Source organism: Kitasatospora sp. NPDC056800, assembly GCF_042789775.1.
Classification (GTDB): domain Bacteria; phylum Actinomycetota; class Actinomycetes; order Streptomycetales; family Streptomycetaceae; genus Kitasatospora.
In genome coordinates, this window is the sequence record NZ_JBHUAL010000119.1 from 1 (window position 1) to 18,873 (window position 18,873).

Below are 18,873 nucleotides of genomic sequence, written 5' to 3' on the forward strand. Positions count from 1 at the left end.
GCCCCGCTCACCCCACGACCTCGGTGCTCCACGTGCCGTTCCGCAACGCGGTCTCCTGGAGCTTCCCGTCGCTCCGGCGGGCCGTGTAGACGCGGGTGACGCCGCCGTGGTCCACCACCGCCGGCTCGAAGCCGTCGGCCACCTGCTGAACACCGGCGTTCGCCAGGGAGTCCTGTGGCGCCCACCCGCCGCCCGCCGCCTTCGTCTCGGTCAGCAGGCCGTTCCTGTCGACCAGGAACAGGCTGGTGGTCCCGCCGTGCACCAGGGCCGCCGGGGCGGAGCGTGGCACCGGCACCCGGAAGTCCTTGGTCAGGTCGTGGAGTCGCCACCCTGCATCCTGCGTGCCGCCCGCCGACGTCCCCGGAGGCGTCAGCCGGGCCTCCGAGAGATGGCCGTCGCCGCTGTTGACGGTGAAGACGCTCGTCACCCCGTCGTGCACCACCGCGCTCGGCGTCATGACGGACGACGGCACGCCGGTCATGGTGAAGATGTTCCACTTCTCGCCGATCCTCAGCGACGACTCCTGGAGCTGCTGGTCCTTCGTGATCGTGTACACCCTGACCAAATCCCCCTCCACCACCGCCACCGGCGCGGTGCCGGCGGCGACCGGCGCGGCGGGCAACTGCCCCGCGCCCAGGAGCCCGAGGTCGTCGTGCAGGTCCTGCCTGCCCCAGCCCGAGTCGTCCAGGTAGGACCGCCGCAGGTGGTTGTCCACGCCGACGGTGAACACGTTGACCTTCCCGTCCAGTACCGCCGCGGTCGGAGTGCTCCGGACCTCCTGATCACCGAGGTCGGTGGCCTGCCAGTCCTTGTTGGGTTCCAACCGGGCCTCCACCAGGTGCTTGTTCACGGAGTTCACGACAAACACCCGGACGATGCCCTTGTCGAGCACCGCCACCGGGCGGGTGCCGGCCAGCACCTGGGGGATGGTGGAGTCTTCGGACCTGAGTGCGTAGTCCACCACCCTGACCTGGCCCGGGTTCGGGCTCTGCCGGAGCTTCGCCGCCTCGTTGCCGAGGTCCACGTAGCTCTCCAGGAGCTGCTGGTCCTTGTACGCCGTGAAGACACGGAGGTGCTGGTCGTCGGCCACCGCCGGACCGGCCGCGTTCCCGGGCGTCGCCGTGGCCGTCATGGCGGCGTCCTGGGCGGGTGAGGAGGCCGAGGATGTCGCGGAGGGCAAGGGGGCGGAAGAGGCCGAGGGGGCCCCGGTGTCCCGGGCGGGCGAGGAAGCCGCGGCGCCGGCGCCGCGGCCGGCGTCGTCATCGCTCTGGAGCAGGGCCCAGGACAGGACCGACGCGCAGACGACGGCGACCGCGGTGGCCAGCGCGATCCGGGTCCGGCGCTCCCGCAGCCGTCCGGGGCGGGGCACGGTCGGTGTGGCTGTCGCCGTCGGTGTCGGTGTCGGCGTCGGTGCTGCCGTCGATGTCGGCGTCGGCGTCGCCGACGCGGGAGGGGTGACCGGAGGGGAGACCGGGAGGTCGGGCTCGGTGGGCGTGGCAGCGACCGCCGGTCCGCCGGTCGGTTCCGCCGCTACGGGGTCGTGCTGCGGACCGGCGCCCCCGACCGCCGGTCCGGGGCCGTCGAGCATGGCCAGCCCCGCCGCCGCGTCGGGCCGACCGGCCGGGTCCCGGGAGAGCAGCGCGGTGATCAACGGCGCCAGCCTGCCCGCCCGTTGGGGCGGCGGGACGAGGGCGAGCGCGACGGCGGCGATCGTCATCGCGGTCGTCTCCCGCCGGAACGGCGACACCCCCTCGACGGCCTCGTACAGCGTCGCGCCGAGGCTGAACAGGTCGACGGCCGGGGTGTCCGGCTCGTGGGCCAGCCGCTCCGGGGCGATGTAGTCCAGCGTCCCGACCAGGGACCCGGTGGTGGTCAGCACGGTGCCCGCGTGGTTCTTGGCGATGCCGAAGTCGGCCAGCAGCACCCCACCGTCGTCGGCCAGCATGATGTTCGACGGCTTCACGTCGCGGTGGAGGATGCCCACCCGGTGCGCAGCGGCCAGCGCCCGTAGCACCCCGACGGCCACCTCGGCGGCCCGCTCCGGCCCCAACGGCCCGTCGGCCCGGAGCACCTGCGCCAGCGAACGGCCGCGGACCAGCCGCATCACCATCCACGGGCCGCCGTCCTCCACCACCACGTCGTGCACCGTGACGATGTTGGGGTGGTCGCGGAGCGCGGCCGCGTGGCGGGCTTCCGCCATGGCCCGGGCGATGGCCTGCTCGTGCTCGTCCTCGGAGAGGTCCTCCTCCTCCCAACGGACCTCCTTCACCGCGACCTCGATGTCCAGCAGTTCGTCCCTGGCCTCCCAGACCTGGCCCATGCCCCCGGCCGCCAGAGCTCTCACCAGCCTGAACCGTCCGCCGACGAGCCTGTTCGGTGCGGAACTCGAGTCCATGCGAAACCCTTACGCAGTTGGATGGTGACGGAACGTCAGGTCGAGTACAGAGCATAGCGAGGACGTGCGCCGGTTCGGGCCCCGAACCGTAACCGTCCGGCGCCCGGCCCCGACGCCCGCGCTGGTTCGCGCCGGACCGCGCCGGTTCACGCCGGTTCGCGCCGGACCGCCCGGTCGGCCACTCCAGGACCTCGCCCCCGAGACGAACCCCACGGACCGGCGGCCCGCCTTGACGGCCCGCTGGTCGGCTGGGCAGGGAAGTGGGGCCGCCCGCCTCCGGTGTCACCGGCAGCGGATAGCCTCCGGCCGGAACGAACGGCTGACGGGAGTGGGCGTGGACATCGAGGAGACACTGGACCGGCTCGGCGCGGTCATCGGGCCACCGCCCGCGGGCGGAGTCGTCCCGGTCCCTTGGGAGCTCGGGCCCGAGGTGCTCGGCTTCCAGCTGCCCGCGGACTACCGGGCGTTCGTCGACCGCTACGGGATGGTCAGCATCAGCGACGAACTGCACATCTACACACCATCGGCGGCGCCCAGTTCCCAGGTCAGTCAGCCGCTCGGTTTCGAGGGATTCCTGTACGACACGACCGATCCCTACGGATACTGCGCCTGGCTGGCCGAGGCCTACCGGGACGGGGACCACGACGAGTGCCCGTACCCGCTGTTCCCGGCCGAGGGAGGGCTGCTGAAGTGGGCCAACAACTCCAACTCGGACCACTTCTTCTGGCTGACGCGGGGCCCGGACCCGGACCGCTGGCCGGTCGCCGCCAAGTTCCACTCGATGCGGGAGTGGGACCTGTTCGAGGGCGGCTTCCTGGAGTTCCTGCTCGCGGCGGTGACGGAAAAGTACCCGTACCACGACGACGTCGTCCCCGGCGGGACGAGGCAGCTCGGCGACGGCCGCGCCTACCGCCCCGGAGGAGACTGGTCGAAGCACCTACCGCACTGAATCCGCGGACACGGCCGGCCCCGGCCGACCCCCTGCCGCCACGGCCAGGCCCCCCAACCACCCGCCGCGCGCAGGAAGTCGACCCCGCCGACTTCCTGCACAGCCCCGAATCAGCCGCTCAACTCCACCCCTTGCCCTTCCGACCACCGGCGCAGGTCCGCCGGAGCCACCCGATCGAGACTCCCGTCCGAGTGGCAGCCCTCAAGATCGGAGCAACGGCCTTCAAGGCGCAGGCATGTAATCCAGGGGAAGCTCGACTCCTGTACCGGCGTGCAGCCGTGCCATGTCCTGTCGGTCCTTGTCCGTGGCTTCATAGCCGAGGTGACACCGCATCTGCGTCGCCGCGTCGACACACGGGACCTGGCGCCCGCCGATGGTCCCGGTCACCGGCGGCGGGTAGTGGAACCGTTCACCGCCCGGGAGAAGCTGCACCCCGCCCTCGCGGGAGGAGCCGAGGACGGGGTGCAGGTCGATCTCCCGGCCGGCACCGTCCGCGACGGCAAGCGCGGCGGGCAGCCAGTCCCGCAGGACCTCCGTGAACCCGGCCTCGGCCAGCGCGTCTCGCACCACGTCCAGTTGGTCCAACAGGACGACCAGGTCGAGGTCCGCATGGGTTCGGGTCGTCTCCCCGATCAGGGCGTCCACACCCCAGCCGCCGTCCACCCAGCCAGCGGCCCCTGCGCTCTTGAGCAGGTCCAGCACTTCGAGTACATCGGATTCCTTCAGCACCAGGGCACTCTGGCAGCGCGGACGAGCTGTAGCCACCGAGATACCCGCCGATCCGGCGCAGTTCGCCACCGACTACGGCCCGGCCCGCGAGCGCGGGTTCAGTGCCTGCGGTCCTCGACCGTCCAGTCGTCGCCCAGCTCGCGGCGCAGCGCCTCCAGCGCCACGTCGGCCTCGCTTCGGAACGATTCCTGCTGGTCCCGGGTCCAGGGCGAGGGGCCGGCCGGGTGGTCCCAGTCGAGGGAGGACTGGTACAGGTCGGCGAGTCTGGTGAGTTCGTTCCGGGTGGCCGGGGTGATGGGCAGCTTCTCCAGGGCGCAGGGGTATCCGTAGGGGCTGTCGAAGTCGGCAGTGCCGGGAGGGCCCGGCCACAACGGGGTGTCGACGCCGTAGTCGAAGCAGAACCGCAGGCGAGAGGGCATGCCCCAGCCTTTCACGGCGCCGAGCACACCGTGCGGGCGGCCGACGTGCTCAGCCCAAGCTCCCAACCGCCCCCGCGCACGGGAAGTCGGCTCCGCCGACTTCTCACGCAGCCGCGTGGTGATCCGCGGACCGGGTGGCCGCAAAACTCGGAGCGAGCGCCGTCGCACAGGCCCGATACTGATCGCCATGGCCGACGAACCCCTGTCCATCCCCCTTGCCGACCTGCGCCGATCGTTCGACCTGGTACTGCGCCACATCGAGGCCGCCACACCAGGCGACAGCCTCGCCCTGGACAAGGACTACTTCTGGTCCGTCCCTCCGGACGGCCTCTACGACGTCTACCGGGCCCCGGACGAGCTCACGATCGGTCAGCTCTCCGAGTCCTGGCAGCACCTGACCGGCCTCCTCGCCGAGCCGGACCGCGCGGTGGGATACCACCTGGTGTGGCTCGCCGACATCCTGCGGGCGATCGGCCAGGACATCGCGGCCTGAGGAGGCCTCGGATCATTGATCAACCCCGTGGTGTGAGGCGCTGGACGACGCCCTTCCGGTCAGCCCAGTGACGCGCTCGCCGCGCGCAGCTCGTCCAGAGCCGCCAGGACGTACCCGGCGAGCTCCCGTTCGGCGCCGCCGTCGCCCTCGGCCCATTCGGCGTACCCCCGCTTGAAGGCGAGGACGCCCAGCTCGCCCGCGAGGGCCGCGATCGGATCGGGTACGCCGCGGGCGACCAGCGCGGCGGTCATCGCGGCCGCGAGGCTGACGGTCTTGAGGGTGTCGCGTTCCTGAAGCTCGGCGCTGGCCGCGATGGCCGCCTTCAGACGGGGGGCGAGTTCGCGGGTGGCCGGGCCCATCGCGGTCGAGGCGCGCTCGAGACCGGCACCGACCGCCTCCAGCGGGCTGGCGTCTCCGGGCGCTTCGGCGATGCCCTCGGTCAGCAGCCGGCTCAGCGTCTCCTGCCCGGCGACCAGCAGCTCGCGCTTGTCGGGGAAGTGCCGGAAGAAGGTGCTCTTGGTGACCCCGGCGCGCTCGGCGATCTGCGCGACCGTCGTGGCGTCGTACCCCTGCTCCGTGAACAGGTCGACCGCGGCCACGACGAGGCGTTCACGCGCACCTGGTTCCCATCGACTCATGGGTTCAGCATATGCGATGGGACTCTTGTCCCATCATCCTGCTACGGTGATGGGACAAGAGTCCCATCACTTCCGGGAGGATTCCCATGCGCGTCTTCGTCACCGGCGGCACCGGTCTGATCGGCTCCGCCGTCGTCGCCGAACTCCTCGGCAACGGCCACACCGTCCTCGCGCTCGCCCGCTCCGACGCCTCCGCCCGGGCCGCCGAGGTGGCCGGCGCCGAGCCGCTGCGGGGAGGCCTCGCCGACCTGGACGTGCTGCGCTCCGGCGCCGCCCAGGCCGACGGGGTGATCCACCTGGCCTTCGGCAACGACTTCAGCAGCCCCGAGGCCCTCGCCCGGAACGTCGCCGAGGAGACCGCCGCCCTCACCACCCTCGGCGAGGAGCTCCTCGGCAGCGACCGCCCCCTGGTCACCGTCTCGGGTACGCCCCACGTGCCGGGCCGCGCCTCCACCGAGGCCGACCCGGTGCCGACCGACGGGCCGGTCGGCGGCCGCGGTCGCACGGTCACGGCGATGCTGGGCCTGGCCTCGCGCGGAGTCCGGAGCACCTCCGTCCGCCTGCCGCGCACGGTCCACAACGAGGGCGCGGGCGGGTTCGCCGGCCTGCTGACCGACATCGCGCGCCGCAGCGGGATCTCCGGCTACCCCGGCGACGGCACCCAGCGCTGGCCCGCCGTCCACGCGCTCGACGCGGCCGCCCTCTTCCGGCTCGCCCTGGAGCGGGCGGAGCCCGGCACCGCCTGGCACGCCGTGGCCGACGAGGGGGACGAGGTGCGGGACATCGCGGCCGTCATCGGCCGACGACTGGGCCTGCCGGTCCGGTCGGTGCCGGAGGAGACCTACGGCCCGCTGGGCCCGATCTTCCGGGCCGACCAGCCCGCGTCCAGCGCCCGCACCCGGCAGGCGCTCGGCTGGGAGCCTCGGCAGCCCGGCCTGCTGGCGGACCTGGAGAACATCCGGCCCTGACCGGCAACCGGCTACGGGCGACCGGGGGCGTCCCCGCAACGGAGCAGCTCGCAACTCCCCCCTCCCGTACGGCACTTCACGTCCACAACAAGGTCCACACCAAGCAGGAGGTTCCATCATGGTGGCAGTCGTCTTCGGCGCCCGCGGCAACGTCGGTCGTCATGTCGCCGACGGCCTACTGGCCGCCGGTGAGCAGGTCAGAGCGGTCAGCAGGACCCCGGCCACGGGCTCGACGCCCGGGTACGAGGCGGTCGTCGCCGACCTGGACCGTCCCGAGACGCTGCCCGCGGCGCTCGACGGTGCCGACAAGCTGTTCCTGTACGGAATGCTCGACCCCCAGAAGCCCTACGACATCGAGAAGGTCACCGCGGCGGCCGCGGCGGCCGGGATCCGGCAGGTGGTCCTGCTCTCGTCGGTGGCGGTCGTCCTCGACCCCGCCGCCGACCACCCGGTCGCCCGCCTGAACCGCGCGATCGAGCAGGCCGTCCAACGGTCCGGCCTGGACTGGACGTTCCTCCGGCCGGGGACGTTCGCGACCAACACCCGTACCTGGTGGGCCGAATCGATCCGCACCGGCAACATCGTCCGCCTCCCCTACCCGCTCGCGCAGTCGGCGCCGGTGCACGAGAAGGACATCGCGGCGCTGGCGGTGACCGCCCTCACCGAACCGGGCCACTCGCACCAGGCCTACACCGTCCACGGGGCCGAGTCCCTGACCCTGCGACGCCAGGTCGAGCACATCGGCGAGGCCATCGGCCGCCCCATCCGGGTCGAACACGTCTCCCACGAGCAGGCCCGCGCGGACGTCGCCAGGACCATGCACCCGGTCGTGGCCGCGGCGATCGTCGGCCAGTGGGCCGCCGCCGACGGTGTCGCGGCCGTGACCTCCGTCATCGCCGAAAAGATCACCGGCGCCCCGGCACACGCCTACGCCCAGTGGGCCGTCGACCACGCCGACGACTTCCGCTGAGCCCGTCGTACCGACCGGGCGAAGTGTCGGGTCATCACCAGCACGGCGCGCACTGCCGAGGGTGGTCTTCGCGGGCGGCGTCCCGTCCGCGAAGGCCACCCTCGTGTGTGCGCGTCTGCGCGAGCCGCCGACAGATGGTGGACGCCGCCGCCGACTTCGTCACCAGGAACACCGCCCGAACCGTTCCGAGGGCGCAGCGGGCTACTCCGGGGGCCCGCCGAGCGGCGGGATCACGTCCAGTTGCTGGAGGAAGCCGAGGACGTCCTTGTCCGACCACTTCTCGGCGAGCTTCCCGTTCTCGATGCGGTGGATCACCGTCGCCGTCATCGTGATCGGCCGGCCGGTCGCCGGGATGCCCGGGAGGTCCCCCACGCACATCCCACGGCCCGTCAGCCGGGTCACCACCTTGTCGCCCTCCGCGATCTGGTCCTCGATCTCGTGGACTCCGGGCGTGGCCTCCCAGAACAGCCGGAACGCCTGCTTCAAGCCCTCCCGGCCGGCGGCGAGCCCCGGGAACGGCGGCGGCGAGTGGTCCTGGTAGTCCTCGGCGACGAGGTCGTCCATGGCCTCCAGGTTGCCGGCGTCCACCTCCTGGTAGAACCGGCGGACCAGCCTCTTGTTCTCTTCGATGGACATGGGCACCTCTCCCTGCGTACGGTCGCGCCGCCGGAGCGGCGCACGACGCCCGCATCGTCGCCCGCCCGCTCCCCGCGCCACGTCCTCGGCACGCGCGGCCGCCGTGGACGTTCACCCGGAAAGCAGCCGTGCGGAAAGCCGCCGTGCGGGCCCGCCGTCAACGGGCAGTTGGGACGTACCGGTCCGCCGACAACGCGAAGACCCGGACTCGCCGGCCGCCGGTGGGATTGACGGTCTCGCGGTCCAGTCGCATCCCCAGCTTGGTCATGATCCGCTCGGAGGCGTCGTTGCCCACCTGGGCGATGCTGACGATTCGCTCCAGCCCCCGCTCCTCGAAGCCGAACCGTACGGCGGCCGCGGCCGCTTCGGTGGCCAGGCCCCGCCCCCAGTGGGCACGTCCCAGCCGCCAGCCGACCTCGACCGCCGGCAGCACCTCCGGCAGGTAGGAGGGCACCGAAAGGCCGGTGAACCCGGCCAGTTCGCCGGTGGAGCGGATCTCCACGGCGAACAGGCCGAAGCCCCGCGCCTCCCACTCCCCCTCCCACGCCCGGATCCCGTCGCGGGTCTGCTGCTCGTCACGGACGCTGCCGTCACGGATCCACCGCATGACCTCGGGGTCGGCGTTGACGGCGGCCATGGGCGCGACGTCCTCCTCGCGCCAGCGACGCAGGATCAAACGGGGAGTCTCAAGCCTGATCATCCGATCATTCTGGATCGCCGAGGGGCTCTCCGCCAGCGTCGCCGGGCACCGAGGGAACTTGTACGAAGGCCGCATCCGGACCCGCTACCGCAGGTGGGCGAAGGCCTGGTCGGCGTCGGCGACGGCCTCGGGCCGCACGTCGCGGGCGCTCCGCCCGTCGGCGATCTTCTGCCAGTTGGCGCGGGCAAGCACCCGTTGGACCGCGATCGCCTGGGCCGCCCTCAGCCGCGCCTGGACGTCCGGGCCCGGATCGAGGGCCTCGGCCAGCGCCTGCTCGTCCGCGAGCATGTACTGCAAGAGCCGCCCCGCCAGGCTCGGCGTGGTGAACACCAGACGGTGGAAATCCACCACCGCTGGATGGTCGTTGAGGCCGGTGACGGGTTCGAACCGATCGAGGCCGTCCAGGAAGTGCGCGTGCAGTGCCGCCATCGGCGAGACGTCGGACGGGCGGTCGCGCACGACGCGCGCGGCCTCGCCCTGGTGGTCCGCGAACCGCTGAAGGACCAGGTCCTCCTTGGTGGGGAAGTACCGGAAGAGGGTCGGCTTGGAGACCTCGGCCACGGCGGCGATGTCGCTGACCGAGACCTGGTCGAATCCGTGCGCCAGGAACAGTGAGACCGCCGCTTCGGCGATGGCGTCACGGGTCCGCGCCTTCTTGCGGGCGCGCAGCCCCGTCGGCTCGATCACCTGAACAGCATAACATTAGTGACCAGGTTGCGTTTTTAACTGAGTAACGATTCCCTGGAAGGGTGACCCAGCCAAACAGCACACGAAACACCGCACGACCCCCCATGCCGCCGGTGCTCGTCACCGGGGCCACCGGCCGGATCGGGCGCGGAGTCGTCGACGAACTCCTCACCGCGGGCGTACCGGTCCGCGCCCTCACCCGTCGTCCCGAAGCGGCCGCGACGCTGCCGCCCGGCGTCGACGTCGTCACCGGCGATCTCACCGTGCCCGCCTCCCTCGACGGGGCACTGCGGGGCGTCGGCGCCGTCTTCCTCCTCTGGACCGCACCGCCGCCGACCGCCGCGGCAGTCGTCGAGCGCCTGGCCGCCCACGCGCAGCGCGTCGTCCTCCTCTCCTCACCGCACCAGACGCCCCACCCCTTCTTCCGGCAACCGAACCCCATGGCGGTGCTCCACGCCGAGATCGAGCGACTCATCGCGGCCACCGGCCTCGAATCGACGATCATCCGGCCGGGGATGTTCGCATCGAACTCGGTGGCCTGGTGGGCACCCGCCATCCGCGCCGGCGAGGTGGTCCGCTGGCCGTACGGCGCCGCCGAGACCGCCCCCGTCGACGACCGTGACATCGCTGCCGTCGCGGCCCGGACCCTCTACGAGGACGGACACGCCGGCGGCGACTACGTCCTCACCGGCCCCGAGTCCCTGAGCCAGGCGGCGCAGGTGGAGATCATCGGGAACGTCCTCGGACGCCCGACCAGGTTCGAGGAGCTGTCGCCGGACGAGTTCCGCGGCGCGATGGACGGAAAGGCACCGCGCCCGGCCGTCGACATGCTGCTCAACGCCTGGGGCGCGACGATCGGAAGGCCCGCGTACCTCACCTCCGCGGTGTCCGACATCCTCGGAGTACCGCCGAGGCCGTTCGCCCGGTGGGTCGCCGACCACGCCGAAGCGTTCAGGCCGGGCCCGACCCCGTCGACCTGACCTTCGCCCGAGTCATCGCCCGAGCCGTCGGCCGAGCCGTCGGCCGGGTAGCGGGGGCCGCGTCGGCCGCCATAGCGTGGCGGGTCAGGACAGCACCGGCCCGGTGGGAGGAACGACATTGCAGGGACGGAACCACAGTTCGCCGCCTACGCCCCCGACCCGGCCGAACGGCACGCACCCGTGATCGCGGTGGTGGCGGAGGCCACCGAGGACGACGTACCCGCGCTGGCCGAGCTGCAGGCCCGGGCGCGCGGCGGCTCGGCGGACGAATGGGCGGACCGCATCCACCGGGCACTTCGCGGTGAGCGCAGCCTGATGGTCACCGCGAAGGTCTCCGGTGAAGCCGTCGGGTACGCGAGTGCGGCCTACCTGCCCGCGCACCCGGCGGACGGCGCCCCGGCCGGCCACTACCTGACCGGCGTCACGGTGGATGCCGCCTGGCGGCGCCGGGGCCTGGCGAGGCTGCTGACCCGGCGCCGGATGGAATGGGCCTGGGAAAGGGAGTCGACGGTCTGGTGCTTCGTCTCCGCCAGGAACCGCGCCTCGCTCGATCTGCACCGGGAACTCGGCTTCGTGCAGGTGGAGTTCGGCGCCTCCTTCCAAGGCGTTGGATTCGCGGGCGGCGAAGGCCGGCTCCTACGGGCGGACCGGCCGCGGACGCCCTCGCCCGACATTGCAGGAACGTCCCGTGAGAGCCTGCCCGAACGCCACGGTCCAGGCCCCGGGCCCATCAGCACCTGCGATGCCACCACGCCAACTCGGCGTCCGCCGTCGGCTCATGATGCGTCCGCCTGAGAAGCACCACGTCCAGGCGATCCAGCTGAACCCGGAGTTCGCCCGCAGCCCTTGGCGGAAGCATGAACAGAGCCTCCTGCAACGCGTCCCGGGCCCGGCCCGACCCACAGCACGGACAGGTGAACTCGGCCTCCCACCGCCTCCATAGGCGCTCGGTGCCGTGGACACGCACGGACCACACGCTCAGCGCCACTGACACCATGCCCGGGGCCAACCGCTCCCGCTCAAGCACACGGACGGCGGCGTTGGCCGCCCCCGAAAGACCCGGGACATCGCGATACCGCACCCAGGGCCTCCCCCAGCCGCGTACGCGCGGCCGAAGTGAAGCCGGTGTTCTACGCGGCATGGCCCCTTCGAATGCACGTCATGGATGACATCATCCCATGCTCCGAGATCGACCCGGTAGAACCCGGACCCGCCGGACATCAGGATTGAAAGATTTCCTGACGGCTTTCAAACGGTCAAAAACCAGGTGCGGATACCCCGGCACACACTCCTATACTCGTGCGAACTCACGGAAAGGAGGTGCAGGCGGTGAAACTTGCCGAGGCACTGGCAGAACGCGCGGAGGCGACGCGCCGAATAGAACAGCTGCGGGCGCGCGTCGTCAGCAGCGCGCGGCACCAGGAGGGGGAGACCCCCGCCGAGGACGCGGCCCAGCTGCTGGCCGAAGTCGGTGAAGTGCTGGACGCCCTGGAAACGTTGATCCGGCGGATCAACCGGACCAACGCCACCGTGGAGATGGGACCGGACGGCACGCTCACCGACGCCCTCGCGCGCCGGGACGTCTTGCGGCTGCGCCACTCCGTGGTCACCGCGGCGGCCGACGCGGCGGCGGGTACCGGCGAACGGGGATACGGCCGGCAGCTCCGGTCCGAACTGATGATGCTCTCCGCACTCCCGGTCGCGGACCTGCGCGCCCAGGCGGACGCACTCGCCCGGGACATCCGCGAGGTCGACGTGCGGATCCAGCGGACCAACTGGGAGGTCGACCTGCCGGACTGAGCACTCCGGCAGAATGACGGGACGCGATGTGGAGCAGGTAGCAGCTTCGGAGGCGTGCACACACCGAGGGCCGGCGGTACTCCGGCCCACTCCTGGCGCGTGAAGAGCAACGCGGGGTTCGACTCCCCACCAACAGCGCAGCTCAGCACCGCGTACAGGTAACAGTGCACATCACACAGCACATCACCATGTGCAGATCCGAAGCGGCGAGGGCGGGTTCGGGGCTTTCCACACCGTGCCACGGGTTTCCCCGTGGACCATCGGACGTACACCACCCCTCCTATCATGGAGGCATGAGTTCGTATACGGGCACTGAGACTCGACCGGAACTGACTACGGCATTGAGTGGGAACGAACTGGCCCGCTGGTACTGGACGCTGGCCGAACTGACCACGCTCGCCCGGGAACTCGGCGTGCCGCGCGGCGGCGGAAAGGCAGCACTGACGGAGCGGCTACGAGCCGCACTCGACGGCGCCGCCCCACCCGCCGCCCCACCCCGCGCACGCAAAGCCGGCCGCCAACTCGCCGCACCGGTCGACGGATCCACCGTCATCCCCGAGGGCCAGCGGTGCAGCCAAGTCCTGCGCGAGTACTTCCGCCGCGAGATCGGCCCGGCCTTCCACTTCGACGCCCACATGCGCACCTTCATCGCCGAATCCGCCGGACGCACCCTGGCCGACGCCACCACCCACTGGCACACCACCCGCCAGGCCGCCGCCCAACCCCAGGACATCGGCCCACAGTTCGAACTCAACCGCTTCCTCCACACCTGGCACACCTCCCACCCGGCCGGCACCCACACCGAAGCCCTTGCCGCCTGGCGCACCCACCGCGCCCACCCCCGCAGCCCGGCCACGGGGTGACCGGCCCCAAGAGGCCGGGGAGCAGGGCTCGACGAGGTGACCGCCATCGAGAGCATCATGGCTGCCGCCGCGCAGAAGCTGGAGGCCATGCGCGACCGGGCAGCACAACCGTCCGCGGTCCACCTCGGCATGCCCGACATCCGACGCGACACCGGACGAAGCAGCGCAAACGTCTAGAGATCCTTCCCATCGGATCCTAAGCTTCGCGGATGACCTATGAAGAGTTGTGCTGGGAACCGATAGCGGCGCTTCCAGAAGGCGAGCCCGAGACGTCCTTCGGTGGGCGTTGGGAGGACCGGCTCTGGTTGAACGTTCCTGGCCCCTTCTATACCGGGATCGCCGATAACTGTTGGACGGGCCGGCTACACGCACCACGTCATGTACTCTACGGCGGCGAGTACTTCGGTGAATATGTGTATCGCCAGCCGGCGACCACGGCCGAGGTCCTGAACCTGGTGACAGCAGCCCAGGAAGATCCGTACCGCGGCTATGCCTGCGACGGCAACAGCCGATGGACACCCGAGGCTGTTCGGGACTGGTGGCTCGACCGTGGGCGGGTCACCGAGTACCTGGAGTCCCTCCTGCCCACATGGTCATCCAGCGACAGGTCTGACGAGAGGGAAGCCGCGGAGGGGCTGAGGGACTTTGCCGCCTACATCACTGAAGGGCTCCGCGCGGACCTCCGGAAGTACCTCTTCCGGCTTCAAGAGGGCTGCTACCCAAAGAACTCCGGACCACTGCCTGAGCTCCGATAGGCAATGACGGCCTTGGGGAGACCGGCCAACGGTGCGAGGGCCAGTTGACGATCGCTGCGATCAGCGGCAGATCCAGTAGCTGTTTCGGGCCGGATGCCTGCGTCGCTGACCGGTCGGGCACGTCACAGCAATGGTGCCGTCCTCGTACGAGACTCGGTCGCCGACCGCGACGAATACCGACCCGTCCAGTTCGACCCGGAAGTCGGGGCGGAGCAGGAACTCGCTGACCAGCAGCATCCGCGGCACCGGGGTGACACCGTCGAAACTCACGCGCATGAGCCGAGCATCGCAGAGGGCACGGCGACATCTCCATGTGCCTACGGACGCTCAATAGCATCCCCTGGAAGGACGAACGGGTCCTCCGGTCCGAAACAGCCGTAGTCCTGCAACGGCATCGGATCGTCGAGCACGACCTGCCTGCGTTCGCCCGCAGGCGAAAGACCATCCGAACGATCAAAAGTCCGTTGGCCGGGAAGGCCGGCGAACGTGTTCGGCGCATCGGCTGCAAGGTGGCCGAACCGCTCCAGCAGGACGAACACAGCTTCATGGACATCGTTGACGATCTCGGACGCGGTCTCCTCGGTGACATCGGGAGACAGTTCGCGATACGCCTGGCGGGCCGAGGCGAGGAAGCGCTCGGGATCAACGATCACCACGTCCTGGCGCGTCCGAACGCTGATCGTCATACCCGCTGTCGGGACCGTCGGTTCATCCACCCCATCAACGTACTCGTTGCCACACCAGCAGTGACAGCCCCCGTCGCCCACCACGCACCTCGGCTCGTTCGCGTGCCATCAGAAACAGGTACTCACGTTGTCGCTCAACGACTTCGTCGGGCGAGACCGATGAGGGACCCTGTTGACCGGCAGAGCCAGTACAAGAGCCGATTCAGCGCCACGTAGTAGTGGAAACCGACCCATCCGTTCTCATTGTCGACGACCTGGGGTGCGCCGTCCCGGCATCCCCACCACCATGGGCGGTAGGGGATTCAGCCGGGCCTACCGTCCCACCCGCCGTGGTGACCTGTTCCTACACGTCATCGAACGCGGCTGCAGCGATCTCGCCCTCGTCGGCATGACCGGCCCTCTCGCCGGGCGCGTGGTCGTCGGCAACGCAGACGGCTTCTGGGGTCCGAACGTCTCCTCGGCCCCGGACTTTCTCGCCTGGTATGAGCGGTGGCTCGATCACATGGCTGCCGGACAGGACAACCGGGCTCCGGGGCTCACCTCGCCCCGGCTCCTCGCTCGTCGATTCGGCGGCGGCTAACGATTCGACGTAGGAAGTCGGGCCTGCCGACTTCCTACGTCGGGCGGTGGTCAGGGTGGGGTTGGGGGCCGGGGTGGCCGCGGAAGGTGGTGCGGTAGGTCTGGGGGGAGACGCCGATCGCGGCGTGGAGGTGCTGGCGGAGGGAGGCGCCGGTGGCGAAGCCGATCTCGGTGGCGATGCGGTCGACGGGGAGGTCGCTGGTCTCCAGCAGGTGGCGGGCGCGGTGGAGGCGTTGCTGAATCAGCCAGCGGCCCGGGCTGGTGCCGGTCTCGTCCTGGAAGCGGCGGGCGAAGGTGCGCGGGCTCATCCGGGCGTGGGCGGCCAGCTCGCGGAGGGCGAGCGGGCGGTCGAGGTGTTGGAGGGCCCAGGCCTGGGTGGCGGCGGTGCCGTTGGTGCCTTCCGGGGGCACCGGTTGTTCGATGTACTGGGCCTGGCCGCCCTCGCGCCAGGGCGGGACCACGCACTGGCGGGCGACCTGGTTGGCGACGGCGCTGCCGTGGTCGGAGCGCACCAGGTGCAGGCAGACGTCGAGGCCGGAGGCGGCGCCCGCCGAGGTGAGGATGTCGCCGTCGTCGACGAAGAGCACGTCGGCGTCCAGGGCGACCCGGGGGTACATCCGGCGGAAGGCCGGTGCCAGGGCCCAGTGGGTGGTGGCGGGGCGGCCGTCGAGGAGGCCGGCGGCGGCCAGCGCGAACGCGCCGGTGCAGATGGAGACGATGCGGGTGCCGGGGCGGATCCGGGCGAGGGCCGCGCGCTCGGGCTCCGGCAGGTCGGCGGTGGCGCGGTGCAGGGCGTACGGCGGGATGACGACGGTGTCGGCGCTCTCCAGGGCCTCGGGCCCGTGCCCGACGGTGATGGTGAAGTCGGCGCTGGTCGCGACCGTCCGGTCCTCCGTCGCCGCGCACGTCACCACCTCGTACGCGCCCGGCACCCCGGGGAAGACCCGGTTAGGGATGCCCAGCTCGAAGGGGTAGACGCCGTCGAGGGCGAGGACGACGACGCGGTGCGGCGGCCGGGCGCCGGGGCCGCCAGAACCGAGGGGACCACAGGGTTCCATCGCAGGCATGGCACGATTCTATCGGTCTTTGGCAATCTTGCCATTTCGCTGGTCAGGGGCGCGGCCGCAGGCTGGATCCATGACCACGAACTCCACGAGCACGAACACGATGCGGGCCATCACCCAGACCGCCCTCGGCACCCCGGACGTCCTCCACGAGGCCGAGGTCGAGCGGCCCGTGCCCGGCGTCGGCCAGGTCCTCGTCGCCGTCCACGCCGCCGGGGTCAACCCCACCGACTGGAAGCACCGCGACCGCGGCTACTTCCTCGGGCAGCCGCCGTTCACGCTCGGCTGGGACGTCTCCGGCACCGTCGAGGCGGTCGGTGTCGGCGTCTCGCTCTTCACCCCGGGCGACGAGGTCTTCGGCATGCTGCCCTACCCGTACGGCGCCGGCGCGCACGCCGAGTACGCCGTGGGCCCCGCCCGGGCCTTCGTGCCCAAGCCCCCCGTACTGAGCCACGTCGAGGCCGGAGCGCTCCCGCTGGTGGCGCTCACCGCCTGGCAGGCCCTCGTCGACACGGCGGGGCTGCGGCCGGGGCAGCGGGTCCTGGTGCACGCGGCGGCCGGAGGCGTCGGGCACGTCGCCGTGCAGATCGCCAAGGCGCGCGGCGCGTACGTCATCGGTACGGCGTCCGCCGCCAAGCACGATTTCGTCCGGGGCCTGGGCGCGGACGAGGTCATCGACTACCGGACGGCCGACTTCGTGACGGAGGCCCGCGACATCGACGTGGTCCTCGACCCGCTCGGCGGCGACGACCGGCTGCGCTCCCTGGAGACCCTCCGGCCCGGCGGCGTCCTGGTGTCGATCCTGCCCCAGGGGATCGACGAGGTGGCCGAGCGCGCCGCCGAGCTGGGCGTGACGGCGAAGGCCCTGCTGGTCGAGCACGACCGGGCGGGCATGGCCGCGATCGCCGCTCTCGTCGAAGCCGGGCAGCTGCGCCCGCACGTCTCCGCCACCTACCCGCTCGCGGAGGCCGCGAAGGCCCACGCCGAGGGCGAGACCGGCCGGGTCACGGGCAAGCTGGTCCTCACCGTCCGCCCGTAGCGGCCTAGCGGCTACCTGGACCCCGGGAGCAGCAGGCGCTCGGGAAGCGAACAGACCGGGGCAGATTCAGACCGAATCGGGCAGGGTGGGACGATACCTGCCATGCCTAGCAAGTCTCCATCGGTCCGGGACGCCGACGCCCCGCCCGACCCGCTCTGCCGTCTCCTGCTCGACCTGGGCGAAGCCCTGCTGGGCGGCGGCCTGCCCGTCCATGAGGTCGAGGACGAACTCCGCGTACTGGGGCGGGCGTTGGGCGCCCCGGAGGTCCAGGTCGCCGCGCTGACCAACGGGCTGTTCGTGGCTCTGGACCCGGACGGCGCCACCAGGTTCCAGCCGCTCGGCGGCACCCTGCGGTTCGAGCAGACGGCCGACGTCCTCGACCTGGTGCACCGGCTGCGGGCGGGCGAACTCGACGGGCCGCGGGCGCGCGCCGAGCTGGACCGGATCCGGCGGGCGCCCGCCCGCTGGCCCGCGTGGGTGGCTGACTTCGGGGCGCTGCCGGTCGGGGTCGGGGTCTGCATCTTCCTGCAGCCGGTGGTGGCGAACGTGCTGGCCGCCGGGCTCGGCTCGCTGATCGTGGTGGGCCTGACCGTGCTCGCCCGGCGGCGGCCGCACCTGCGGCCGCTGCTGCCCGTCACGGCCGGGTTCCTGGTCGCACTGCTGGTCCTGGCGCTCGCGCGGGCCTCGCTGCTGGACGGGCCGCTGCGGACGATCGTGGCCACCCTGGCGATCCTGCTGCCGGGCGGGCTGCTGGTCACCGGGCTGTCCGAGATCGCCGCCGGCGCCGCCAACGCGGGCACCGCCCGGCTGGTCTCCGGCGCCGTGCAGCTGACGCTGTTCCTCGCCGGGGTGGCCGCGGCCGCGACCGCGATCGGCATGCCGTCCACCGCGCTGGCCAACGTGCAGGTGGCCAAGCCGAGCTGGTGGGTGATCGCGCTGGGGCTGGCGATCGCGGTGGCCGGGGTGGTGGTCAACGTCCACACCCCGCCCTCGGCCATCCCGTGGATCGTCGCGGTGATCGCGGTGAGTGTCACCGCCCAGGTGGCGGTGGGGTCGGTGCACGGCGCGGCGATCGGCGGCCTGGCCGGTGCCGTGGCCGCCGCGGTCGCGGCCACCCTGGTGCACTGGCTGCCGGGCGGTCCGCTCTGGCAGGTGCTCTACCTCCCGGCGTTCTGGATCGTCGTGCCGGGCTCCTTCGGTCTGCTGAACACCGCGCAGATCGAGGTCGGCAACGGGGCGCAGTCGCTGCTGGCGGCCGTCTCGGCGGTCTTCGGGGTGTCGATCGGCACACTGATCGGCGCGGTGATCAGCCGGATCCCCCGCCCCAGCCTCACCGGCCTGCCGCACCGGGCCTGAGCCGGTCGGAACCAGGCACGAGCCGGGCCCGAGCCAAGCCGGACCCGGGACCGGTAGGGGCCGGAACCGGGCCCCGGGGCGCGCGGAGGTGCGCCCCGGAGCCTGGAGTCTCGGAACCCGAGGTTCGGAACCCGTGACCAGGGAACCCCGGAACCTCGGAATCCGAG

General features: G+C 71.7%; 22 protein-coding genes and 1 pseudogene. 13 read left to right on the forward strand and 10 right to left on the reverse strand.

Annotation, left to right across the window (positions count from 1 at the left end; all coding sequences use genetic code 11):
- Window positions 1–7 precede the first annotated feature (7 nt).
- Window positions 8–2,344, reverse strand: coding sequence for a serine/threonine-protein kinase (locus ACFRQN_RS24290; RefSeq protein WP_158077795.1), 2,337 nt, complete (start codon window positions 2,342–2,344; stop codon window positions 8–10).
- A gap of 385 nt (window positions 2,345–2,729) precedes the next feature.
- Here ACFRQN_RS24290 and ACFRQN_RS24295 point away from each other — a divergent pair, with 385 nt between their 5' ends.
- Window positions 2,730–3,344 carry a hypothetical protein gene (locus ACFRQN_RS24295; protein ID WP_143204732.1) on the forward strand — a complete coding sequence of 205 codons (615 nt, stop codon included), beginning with the start codon at window positions 2,730–2,732 and terminating at the stop codon, window positions 3,342–3,344.
- A 222-nt stretch (window positions 3,345–3,566) separates the two neighbouring features.
- Here the strand turns inward: ACFRQN_RS24295 and ACFRQN_RS24300 are convergent, their stop codons facing one another.
- Together ACFRQN_RS24300 and ACFRQN_RS24305 are read right to left on the reverse strand one after the other, a co-directional pair.
- Window positions 3,567–4,073 carry a nucleotidyltransferase domain-containing protein gene (locus tag ACFRQN_RS24300; protein WP_380742063.1) on the reverse strand — a complete coding sequence of 169 codons (507 nt, stop codon included), beginning with the start codon at window positions 4,071–4,073 and terminating at the stop codon, window positions 3,567–3,569.
- 98 nt (window positions 4,074–4,171) lie between these two features.
- Entirely contained in the window at window positions 4,172–4,492 is a 321-nt protein-coding gene (locus tag ACFRQN_RS24305; protein WP_380742065.1) for a hypothetical protein, read from the reverse strand.
- 187 nt (window positions 4,493–4,679) lie between these two features.
- On the opposite strand from ACFRQN_RS24305, the gene ACFRQN_RS24310 reads away from it, so the two are divergent.
- Window positions 4,680–4,985, forward strand: a complete 306-nt coding sequence (locus tag ACFRQN_RS24310) for a hypothetical protein (protein WP_380742067.1) — start codon at window positions 4,680–4,682, stop codon at window positions 4,983–4,985.
- A gap of 59 nt (window positions 4,986–5,044) precedes the next feature.
- On the opposite strand, the gene ACFRQN_RS24315 is transcribed toward ACFRQN_RS24310, so the two are convergent.
- On the reverse strand, window positions 5,045–5,623 hold the full coding sequence (locus tag ACFRQN_RS24315) for a TetR/AcrR family transcriptional regulator (RefSeq protein ID WP_380742069.1): 579 nt from the start codon (window positions 5,621–5,623) through the stop codon (window positions 5,045–5,047).
- Between the two features lie 86 nt (window positions 5,624–5,709).
- Between ACFRQN_RS24315 and ACFRQN_RS24320 the strand changes: the two genes are divergently transcribed.
- Window positions 5,710–6,591 (forward strand): SDR family oxidoreductase, encoded by an 882-nt coding sequence (locus ACFRQN_RS24320; protein ID WP_380742071.1) that lies wholly within the window; start codon window positions 5,710–5,712, stop codon window positions 6,589–6,591.
- 118 nt (window positions 6,592–6,709) lie between these two features.
- Window positions 6,710–7,561, forward strand: coding sequence for an NAD(P)H-binding protein (locus ACFRQN_RS24325; RefSeq protein ID WP_380742073.1), 852 nt, complete (start codon window positions 6,710–6,712; stop codon window positions 7,559–7,561).
- 201 nt (window positions 7,562–7,762) lie between these two features.
- Here ACFRQN_RS24325 and ACFRQN_RS24330 read toward each other — a convergent pair whose 3' ends face one another.
- From ACFRQN_RS24330 to ACFRQN_RS24340, 3 genes are all read right to left on the reverse strand, one after another.
- Window positions 7,763–8,197 carry an ester cyclase gene (locus tag ACFRQN_RS24330; protein ID WP_380742075.1) on the reverse strand — a complete coding sequence of 145 codons (435 nt, stop codon included), beginning with the start codon at window positions 8,195–8,197 and terminating at the stop codon, window positions 7,763–7,765.
- 157 nt (window positions 8,198–8,354) lie between these two features.
- A complete protein-coding gene (locus ACFRQN_RS24335; RefSeq protein WP_380742077.1) occupies window positions 8,355–8,897 on the reverse strand; it encodes a GNAT family N-acetyltransferase in 543 nt (180 codons plus the stop codon).
- Between the two features lie 84 nt (window positions 8,898–8,981).
- Window positions 8,982–9,584: a TetR/AcrR family transcriptional regulator gene (locus ACFRQN_RS24340; RefSeq protein WP_380742079.1), complete on the reverse strand. Its 603-nt coding sequence runs from the start codon at window positions 9,582–9,584 to the stop codon at window positions 8,982–8,984.
- Between the two features lie 104 nt (window positions 9,585–9,688).
- On the opposite strand from ACFRQN_RS24340, the gene ACFRQN_RS24345 reads away from it, so the two are divergent.
- From ACFRQN_RS24345 to ACFRQN_RS24370, 6 genes are all read left to right on the forward strand, one after another.
- Entirely contained in the window at window positions 9,689–10,564 is an 876-nt protein-coding gene (locus ACFRQN_RS24345) for an NAD(P)H-binding protein (protein ID WP_380742081.1), read from the forward strand.
- 180 nt (window positions 10,565–10,744) lie between these two features.
- Window positions 10,745–11,359 (forward strand): GNAT family N-acetyltransferase, encoded by a 615-nt coding sequence (locus ACFRQN_RS24350; RefSeq protein WP_380742083.1) that lies wholly within the window; start codon window positions 10,745–10,747, stop codon window positions 11,357–11,359.
- Window positions 11,360–11,893: 534 nt separating this feature from the next.
- The gene (locus ACFRQN_RS24355) at window positions 11,894–12,364 is read left to right on the forward strand and encodes a DIP1984 family protein (RefSeq protein ID WP_380742085.1); all 471 of its coding nucleotides are present in this window, start codon (window positions 11,894–11,896) and stop codon (window positions 12,362–12,364) included.
- Between the two features lie 341 nt (window positions 12,365–12,705).
- On the forward strand, window positions 12,706–13,227 hold the full coding sequence (locus ACFRQN_RS24360; RefSeq protein WP_380742087.1) for a DUF6434 domain-containing protein: 522 nt from the start codon (window positions 12,706–12,708) through the stop codon (window positions 13,225–13,227).
- 36 nt (window positions 13,228–13,263) lie between these two features.
- The gene (locus ACFRQN_RS24365) at window positions 13,264–13,404 is read left to right on the forward strand and encodes a hypothetical protein (RefSeq protein ID WP_158077807.1); all 141 of its coding nucleotides are present in this window, start codon (window positions 13,264–13,266) and stop codon (window positions 13,402–13,404) included.
- Window positions 13,405–13,436: 32 nt separating this feature from the next.
- Window positions 13,437–13,982 (forward strand): hypothetical protein, encoded by a 546-nt coding sequence (locus tag ACFRQN_RS24370; RefSeq protein WP_074006461.1) that lies wholly within the window; start codon window positions 13,437–13,439, stop codon window positions 13,980–13,982.
- A gap of 60 nt (window positions 13,983–14,042) precedes the next feature.
- On the opposite strand, the gene ACFRQN_RS24375 is transcribed toward ACFRQN_RS24370, so the two are convergent.
- Window positions 14,043–14,258, reverse strand: a complete 216-nt coding sequence (locus ACFRQN_RS24375; RefSeq protein ID WP_074006460.1) for a hypothetical protein — start codon at window positions 14,256–14,258, stop codon at window positions 14,043–14,045.
- A gap of 41 nt (window positions 14,259–14,299) precedes the next feature.
- Window positions 14,300–14,698 (reverse strand): hypothetical protein, encoded by a 399-nt coding sequence (locus tag ACFRQN_RS24380; RefSeq protein ID WP_143204771.1) that lies wholly within the window; start codon window positions 14,696–14,698, stop codon window positions 14,300–14,302.
- A 259-nt stretch (window positions 14,699–14,957) separates the two neighbouring features.
- Here ACFRQN_RS24380 and ACFRQN_RS24385 point away from each other — a divergent pair.
- Window positions 14,958–15,248 (forward strand): annotated as a pseudogene (locus ACFRQN_RS24385) (SMI1/KNR4 family protein); the annotation flags it as partial.
- Between the two features lie 34 nt (window positions 15,249–15,282).
- Here ACFRQN_RS24385 and ACFRQN_RS24390 read toward each other — a convergent pair.
- Window positions 15,283–16,305: a GlxA family transcriptional regulator gene (locus ACFRQN_RS24390; RefSeq protein WP_380742100.1), complete on the reverse strand. Its 1,023-nt coding sequence runs from the start codon at window positions 16,303–16,305 to the stop codon at window positions 15,283–15,285.
- Window positions 16,306–16,384: 79 nt separating this feature from the next.
- On the opposite strand from ACFRQN_RS24390, the gene ACFRQN_RS24395 reads away from it, so the two are divergent.
- Together ACFRQN_RS24395 and ACFRQN_RS24400 are read left to right on the forward strand one after the other, a co-directional pair.
- Window positions 16,385–17,350: an NADP-dependent oxidoreductase gene (locus tag ACFRQN_RS24395; protein WP_380742089.1), complete on the forward strand. Its 966-nt coding sequence runs from the start codon at window positions 16,385–16,387 to the stop codon at window positions 17,348–17,350.
- Between the two features lie 102 nt (window positions 17,351–17,452).
- The gene (locus tag ACFRQN_RS24400) at window positions 17,453–18,706 is read left to right on the forward strand and encodes a threonine/serine exporter family protein (protein ID WP_380742091.1); all 1,254 of its coding nucleotides are present in this window, start codon (window positions 17,453–17,455) and stop codon (window positions 18,704–18,706) included.
- Window positions 18,707–18,873 lie beyond the last annotated feature (167 nt).